At 58.3% G+C, this 6,064-nt stretch carries 7 protein-coding genes and 1 pseudogene; 3 read left to right on the top strand and 5 right to left on the bottom strand.

The window, feature by feature from the left end; all coding sequences use genetic code 11:
- Both OK142_RS23770 and OK142_RS23765 read right to left on the bottom strand, forming a co-directional pair.
- Positions 1–404, bottom strand: a pseudogene (locus OK142_RS23770) (hypothetical protein); the annotation flags it as partial.
- A 32-nt stretch (positions 405–436) separates the two neighbouring features.
- On the bottom strand, positions 437–808 hold the full coding sequence (locus OK142_RS23765) for a YsnF/AvaK domain-containing protein (RefSeq protein ID WP_092938732.1): 372 nt from the start codon (positions 806–808) through the stop codon (positions 437–439).
- A 460-nt stretch (positions 809–1,268) separates the two neighbouring features.
- Here OK142_RS23765 and OK142_RS23760 point away from each other — a divergent pair, with 460 nt between their 5' ends.
- The gene (locus OK142_RS23760; protein ID WP_244712593.1) at positions 1,269–1,838 is read left to right on the top strand and encodes a hypothetical protein; all 570 of its coding nucleotides are present in this window, start codon (positions 1,269–1,271) and stop codon (positions 1,836–1,838) included.
- Between the two features lie 102 nt (positions 1,839–1,940).
- On the opposite strand, the gene OK142_RS23755 is transcribed toward OK142_RS23760, so the two are convergent.
- Together OK142_RS23755 and OK142_RS23750 are read right to left on the bottom strand one after the other, a co-directional pair.
- Positions 1,941–2,495: a recombinase family protein gene (locus OK142_RS23755; RefSeq protein WP_092938736.1), complete on the bottom strand. Its 555-nt coding sequence runs from the start codon at positions 2,493–2,495 to the stop codon at positions 1,941–1,943.
- Between the two features lie 132 nt (positions 2,496–2,627).
- Positions 2,628–3,788 carry a site-specific integrase gene (locus tag OK142_RS23750; protein WP_498685623.1) on the bottom strand — a complete coding sequence of 387 codons (1,161 nt, stop codon included), beginning with the start codon at positions 3,786–3,788 and terminating at the stop codon, positions 2,628–2,630.
- Positions 3,789–3,865: 77 nt separating this feature from the next.
- Between OK142_RS23750 and OK142_RS23745 the strand changes: the two genes are divergently transcribed.
- Entirely contained in the window at positions 3,866–4,144 is a 279-nt protein-coding gene (locus tag OK142_RS23745; RefSeq protein ID WP_077549226.1) for a type II toxin-antitoxin system Phd/YefM family antitoxin, read from the top strand.
- Positions 4,131–4,562: a plasmid maintenance toxin (PemK-like) gene (locus tag OK142_RS23740; protein WP_077549225.1), complete on the top strand. Its 432-nt coding sequence runs from the start codon at positions 4,131–4,133 to the stop codon at positions 4,560–4,562. The genes OK142_RS23745 and OK142_RS23740 overlap by 14 nt, the downstream gene beginning before the upstream one ends.
- 378 nt (positions 4,563–4,940) lie before the next feature.
- Here OK142_RS23740 and OK142_RS23735 read toward each other — a convergent pair whose 3' ends face one another.
- The gene (locus OK142_RS23735; RefSeq protein ID WP_112636358.1) at positions 4,941–6,029 is read right to left on the bottom strand and encodes a tyrosine-type recombinase/integrase; all 1,089 of its coding nucleotides are present in this window, start codon (positions 6,027–6,029) and stop codon (positions 4,941–4,943) included.
- Positions 6,030–6,064: the final 35 nt, after the last annotated feature.

Below are 6,064 nucleotides of genomic sequence, written 5' to 3'. Positions count from 1 at the left end.
TCCTGCTGGTTCCAGCCTTCCGAGCGCCAGCTCTCGGCGCGCTGATCGAGATCGATGCTGCCCTCGTCATCGAGGATATCGATAACCTTGTCATAAGAGGCGGCGGTGACGTTGCTGACCGTCACAAGATAGCCACCGCGGCGAAGACCTTCGGAATAGACGGCGCGGTCCTCGTCGGGAAAGAAGAAGTCTTCCAGCTTCTCCCAGAAGCCCTTGTGCTCGGAGGCAACTTCAGTCGAGGTTGTAGACTCCTTGCCGGCGACGACGCGAATGCCGTCGCGGGCAATCCCGTCTTTGACAAGGCGTTCGACGGCGGCATCCGCATCGCTGCGGTTTTCGAAGAAGGCCGTCACCGTGTTCGATGACGAGGCGCCGTATGACGATGTGGTTTCGCTGTCGGTCATGAGTTTCTCCTTTTCTCGGATTGATAATTAGCTCAGGGCTCGTCGCGCTCGATGCTGGCACGTTGCTTGCGCAGTTCGACCGGAATGGAAACGTCCTCGGTGGTGGCGACGCGGCGGATATGGATCTCTTCGACCAGCATCAGACGCTTCTCGACAACGAGAACCTCCTCCATCACAGGTACAATGGTCACGTCACCGTCCGTGCGAACACCCGGCGCTTCTGAGACTTCACGTCCGATTGCCACACGCGTCACCTCGACATTCTCGCTGTCGAGGCGTGCTTCCGCTGCTTCTGTGACAAACTCGGTTTTGGTGCTCACGCGAACGCGGCCGTCGCTCACGGCGCGCTTGTCGATGACAAGCTGTTCTTCGATCAGCGATAGTTTCTTGTCAGGCTCGGCCATGCGGGTTCCAGATCGTTTGTGACCAGCATTGAACGAGCGAAGTCCAACCTTGTTCCTACCAGTTAGTAAGATCTCGAAGGTGAACGGCGTGGTCGGCGGTCCAAATCCTTTCAAGGCGTAGACGACCGCTATCGCACAGAGAAAGGCCACGGCAACAATCCCATCCGGCCAGAACATCAACTATCAAGACGACGAGGGTTGCGGGAAGATGCGGGGGCGCCGGTGGATCCGGCGCCCTTTTTGCTTTACGACAGGTGATGCGGCTTGGTGAGGCCGTAGCCGCAATGCGTTGCTGGGAAGAGAGACACCAGAACACGTTGCCGCTCTGGAAGACCTCCTGCGCGTTACCGGGGGACTTGTAGCAGCTTCGGAAGCGGTTGCCGCAGCCACATGGGAATACCGATACGTGCCAATGAATTTGCGTATACAAGCCGGCGGGCTTGGAGATGCGGGGAACTCGATGAGTATCATTTCCCGCAACTATGGCATCCTTATGCAGTCTATCGAGCAAATGCTGGATCTGTTCCGTGAAGCTGTAGAGGGAATGACAGATGCCATTACTTTCGGTGCCTTCCGTGACTGTGCTGCACAAATCCAGAAAGAGATGGCTGAGGTTTTCTCGCAGGAGCGGGCTGGCGACGCTATTGTAGCGGAGATCAGCCGGCTACAAGAGCTAAGAGATCGTCAGTTAAACGATGCGGCATCAAGGTTAGGTGTCATTCAGGACTGCGCTCAACGGTTCTTTGCTGCCAAGGACGACATGGACCACCTGACCTCCGGCCTAGCCGCGATCAAAGTGATGGGAAAGGTGGAGGGCGCCAGAATCTCTGATGGACAGTTTGGGGCGCTGATCAATGACCTGGAATGTTATCAGCAGGCTATGTCCCGAGGCTTGGCTGAAATAGGACAAGTCAACAACTTCGTCAGGATCCAAATCAGGTATTTGCAGCCTAATACACTAGCACCGAGTATGTGTCATTGTCCTGACTGTGCGTACAGTTTCTCGGCGCATGGCACATCCACAATATAGGCGTCATCTCGCGTTTTTCCTTAAGAGCATTAGGGTCCATGATGGATGAAGTCGCATTTGGTTCCATAATTAGACGCCTTGCTGGGGCGATGTCGCCCTCGACTAGGAGGATGCGACTTCTCTAAGCGCACGATACACGCTCGCCCGGCCTATGCTCAGCCTCTTTGCAATATCTGTTGGCCCGATTCCTTCGGATCTAAGACGGCAGATCTCGGCAACATCGACGTGGGGCTTCCTTCCTTTATAGACCCCTCTGTGCTTGGCAGCAGCGATGCCTTCCATCTGTCGCTCTCTGCGAAGGTTCGTCTCGAACTCAGCAAACACGCCGAGCATATCAAGGAAAGCTTTGCCGGCCGCTGAGCTGGTGTCGATCGGCTGTTCGGTCGCTTTTAGCGTCACCCCTTTTTGCTTGAGCAGCCGTACGATGTCCTGCAGATCCCCAACTGACCGCGCTAACCGATCGACCCGCGTCACGACCAGGCTGTCTCCGTCGCGCATGAATTCCAGGAGCGTATTGAGCTCCTTCCGATCCTGTTTGGTCGATCCAGATTTCTTTTCCGCCCGGATGACCGTGCACCCGGCCTCCTTCAGAGCCGCCTCTTGAATAGCAAGATCCTGATCGATCGTGCTGACCCGCGCATACCCGTAAACAGCCATGAAACGTCTCAATAGGTTCTAGACCTTCAATGAGTAGCGTCTCATAAAAGCAAAATCAACCCAAATGATACACTGATTGGCGTCTCACCGAGGTTGTCTCAAGAGGTATACCTTAGGGAGCCCATCACCGACCTAGAGAAGCCTGGCTGCTCTGCCACTCCGTCTCGTTGCGCTGTTGTAGTATTCGGATGCTTGTTGGACGGATCGATGCCGGGATTGTTCCATAGCTTCGGGGAGGGGAATGCCGCGATTGGCCGCTTCGGTTAGGTAGCCGGAGCGCAGGCCATGCGCTGAATACTCCGCAGGATCGAGACCAGCCATATCTGCACGCTGCTTGACGATGTCGTTGATTGCCTTCGGATCCAGCGAACGCTTGGAGACATTGCCCCAGCGATCAATCGCCCGAAACACACTGCCGCTTTCGATCCTGGCAAGCGCGAGCCAGGCATTCAGCGCTTCGACAGGCCGGCCCGTGAGATAGACGATTTCCTGATTGTCAGCGCCGCTGGTCTTGGTGCGACCGAGATGGATGGACAAGGAGGGCAGGGGAGGCGACCCTTCGACAGGGATGGGTGCTTCCATGACCAACTGCTCCTTGCGCAGTCCGGCAACTTCGCTGCGGCGCCGACCACCGGACGCGAAAGCAACCATCAGGATCGCCTTGTCTCGGATATCGCGCAGGCTGTTGGACCGGCATGTGCCAATCAACTTGGACAGGACATCGCCTGTCACCGCCTTGGCGCTCTTGCGCCGTTTAGGGCGCGGGGTTGCTCGTACTGCCAGTCTTATCGCCGACTTGAGAGCAGGGGAGGCGAAGGCGCCAACCAGTCCGCGCCATTTGGTCAACGTCGACCAGGTGGCCAGTCGACGGCGAACCGTATCCGGGGCATGCGGCCCCGTCTTCCGCAGAAAACCCTGGAGCCGTAGCTTGTCTTCGATGTCGATAGGCATGCCGTGGCCCGGATCTGTCAGGCGTTTCTCAGGATCCCAAAGATGATGGGCGACAAACTTCAGCAGGAGAGCCTCGGGCGCGGGCCAGGGGAGTGACCGGCCCGTGGCCGCCAGCGCCCATGCCTGCAGATATGCGAGATCAGAGGTCAGGGCACGCAAGGTGTTGGCGCCCATGCCCTCATTAACCAGATGCCGAAGTGTGTCGACATCCTGATCCGTAAGAAGTTCGGCCAGTTCGTCGCGGCGTTCCATTGGAAGAACGGCGGCGATAGTGTCCAGTTCTTCCAAACGCCGCGACACCAACTCGTTAGTCGACAGTGATATCGCCGGCTTTCGCATCATGGTTTGATCCCCGGGTAATCAGCAGGTTTGCAAAAGTTCCGGAAAGCCCGTATATTCCGGAACAAAGGAGATCTGCCATGACGTCGATTGTGACGGCAGCTGCCGTTTCGAAGAATTTCGGTGCCTACCAGGATGCAGCCGTGCGAGAGCCGGTCATCATTACCAAGAACGGCCGGCCGCGCACGGTGCTCATGGCCTATGAAGATTACGTCCGCCTGGCCAAGCGCGATCGGCGGGTCGATCTGACAGCTGCGATCAGTGACGACGAGCTTGACGCGATCGAGGCTTCGACGATGGAGCCTGGCTTGGATCATCTCAATACCGAACTGCTGATGGACAAGAATGCTGCCGATTGAACCCAAGGTCGGCTGGGTCTTTCGCTATTCCTATCTCTGGCACTGGCAGCATCTGGACGGACGGGAAGAGGGTGACAAGGATCGCCCCGCTGTCGTGCTGGCCATTGTTGCAATGCTTGAGGACGGGACACCTGCAGTACGTGTCCTGCCGATAACGCATTCGCCGCCGTCTGATCCCCACGATGCAATCGAAATCCCGCCTGCTACCAAGCGCCGCCTGGGTCTCGATGACGAGCGATCCTGGATCGTGTTGACCGAAAGCAACCGCTTTGTCTGGCCGGGGCCCGACGTTCGGCCTGTTGATAGCGAGAGCGGGTATCACGGGCCGCTACCTCCGGCACTCTTTGAAGAGGTGAAGCGCCGGTTCGTTGAGCTCGCGAGAAGCCAGCGGCACAAGGCGACCATTCGCAGCGACTGAGCCGCTCTTCATCCTGTTGTTCGTCATCAAGATCTACGCATCCTGCTGTGGTTTCGCCGTGTTTTGGCACAACATTAAGCCCTCAGAGTCGTCAGATCAATCACTTCCGATAAGGTTTACTTATCGATGGTTTAAAACCCAGCCGTTAATCATACCATGTGACGAACTTGATTATTCAACTAGAGTTCGTTTAGCAAATCGTTTACCATAAAATCAATGGCTTACGATGTTTCAAAAATCAGCATGAATGCCTTGATGCGGCCGGCTTTCGACGCCGGTTGTGGCTTTTACTTCCCGATTTCAATTGAAGCGCTAAGCTGAAAATCCAGCCCGCATTTTTGACCTAACGATTTCATTTCCGGGGCAGGGGAGGGCCTCTTAAAGCCCTGACGCCTTGGTGAGATTGGTGCGGAAGCGGTCGCGTCGGCGCTGATATTTGCGCGTCATCTCGGCCGAGGCGTGGCCCAGCTGCTTCTGGACGTAACGCTCCTCGATCTCGGCCGAGGAGGCAAGGCCGGCGCGTAGCGAGTGGCCGGCGAACAGCCCCGCCCGTTCTCCTTCCGGCAGATCGGAACGGACTCCGGCAGCAAGCGCGGTCTGCTTGACCAGACGGGCGATATGCTTGTCGGAAAGCCGCTCCACGTCGACCGTCTTGTTATCCTTGAAGATGCGGCGGAAGAGCGGGCCTCTGGCGATCCGGCCGAAGCGGATCCAGTTCTCGAGAGCAGCAACGGGGCAGGTCTGGTCCACGGCGCCGCGACCGACCTCGACCTCACGCCAGCCGGTCTTGCCGCGCAGCGTCACCAGCACGCCCTTGCCGGGAAATATCTCGATCCAGCCATGGCCGTCGCTGTGATCGTCGCGGACGATGTCGAGCCCGACGATCTCGGACCGGCGCAGGCCGCCGGCGAAACCCAGGAGCAGGATGGCCCGGTCACGCAGACCGCGCAGATCATGACCGAGCGTGTTGACCATCGCCTTGATGTCTTCGCCCAGCACAGCCTCTTTCTGCCGCGGCGGCTTGGCGTGCTTGCGGCGGATGCCGGCTAGAACCGTCGCGATATGGCGGTCGGAGCGGTCCATCGGCGTGCCGCGCTGGGTAAAGTTCCAGGCGAGGCCGGAGAGGCGCCGCTCGATCGTCGCGACCGACAGGGCAGGGGACTTGTGCTTCGGATCACCGGCAGCGCAAGAACCGATATAGAGGCCGATCACCTGGGTCGACGGCGGCATCGGCTCGAAGCCCTCGCGGCGGCACCAGGCGGTAAAATGCCGCCAGTCCTTGGCGTAGGCGTCACGGGTGTTTTCGGAACTGGCGGCGTTGGCGTAGGCTGTCGCGGTCTCGACCAGCGCCTCCAGCCGCGCCGGCCGCGACGCGGCGCCCATTTCCACGACGAGCTCGACGCCGGCGGGAAGGTCGCCGTCATCAATATCGTCGATTTTGGGCGTGTTTGCCGGGGAAATTTCCATGGTTCGGAAGCCTATCACCATATGTCCGGTAATGG

It is taken from the genome of Agrobacterium sp. BT-220-3 (assembly GCF_025910175.1).
Taxonomy (GTDB): domain Bacteria; phylum Pseudomonadota; class Alphaproteobacteria; order Rhizobiales; family Rhizobiaceae; genus Agrobacterium; species Agrobacterium oryzihabitans.
This window is presented reverse-complemented; position numbering and strand designations above follow the sequence as displayed.

Bases quoted from the DNA above. Each gene is read 5' to 3' on its own strand.
- OK142_RS23765 (WP_092938732.1), bottom strand. From the start codon at position 808: ATGGCCGAGCCTGACAAGAAACTATCGCTGATCGAAGAACAGCTTGTC.
- OK142_RS23760 (WP_244712593.1), top strand. From the start codon at position 1,269: ATGAGTATCATTTCCCGCAACTATGGCATCCTTATGCAGTCTATCGAG.
- OK142_RS23755 (WP_092938736.1), bottom strand. From the start codon at position 2,495: ATGGCTGTTTACGGGTATGCGCGGGTCAGCACGATCGATCAGGATCTT.
- OK142_RS23750 (WP_498685623.1), bottom strand. From the start codon at position 3,788: ATGATGCGAAAGCCGGCGATATCACTGTCGACTAACGAGTTGGTGTCG.
- OK142_RS23745 (WP_077549226.1), top strand. From the start codon at position 3,866: ATGACGTCGATTGTGACGGCAGCTGCCGTTTCGAAGAATTTCGGTGCC.
- OK142_RS23740 (WP_077549225.1), top strand. From the start codon at position 4,131: ATGCTGCCGATTGAACCCAAGGTCGGCTGGGTCTTTCGCTATTCCTAT.
- OK142_RS23735 (WP_112636358.1), bottom strand. From the start codon at position 6,029: ATGGAAATTTCCCCGGCAAACACGCCCAAAATCGACGATATTGATGAC.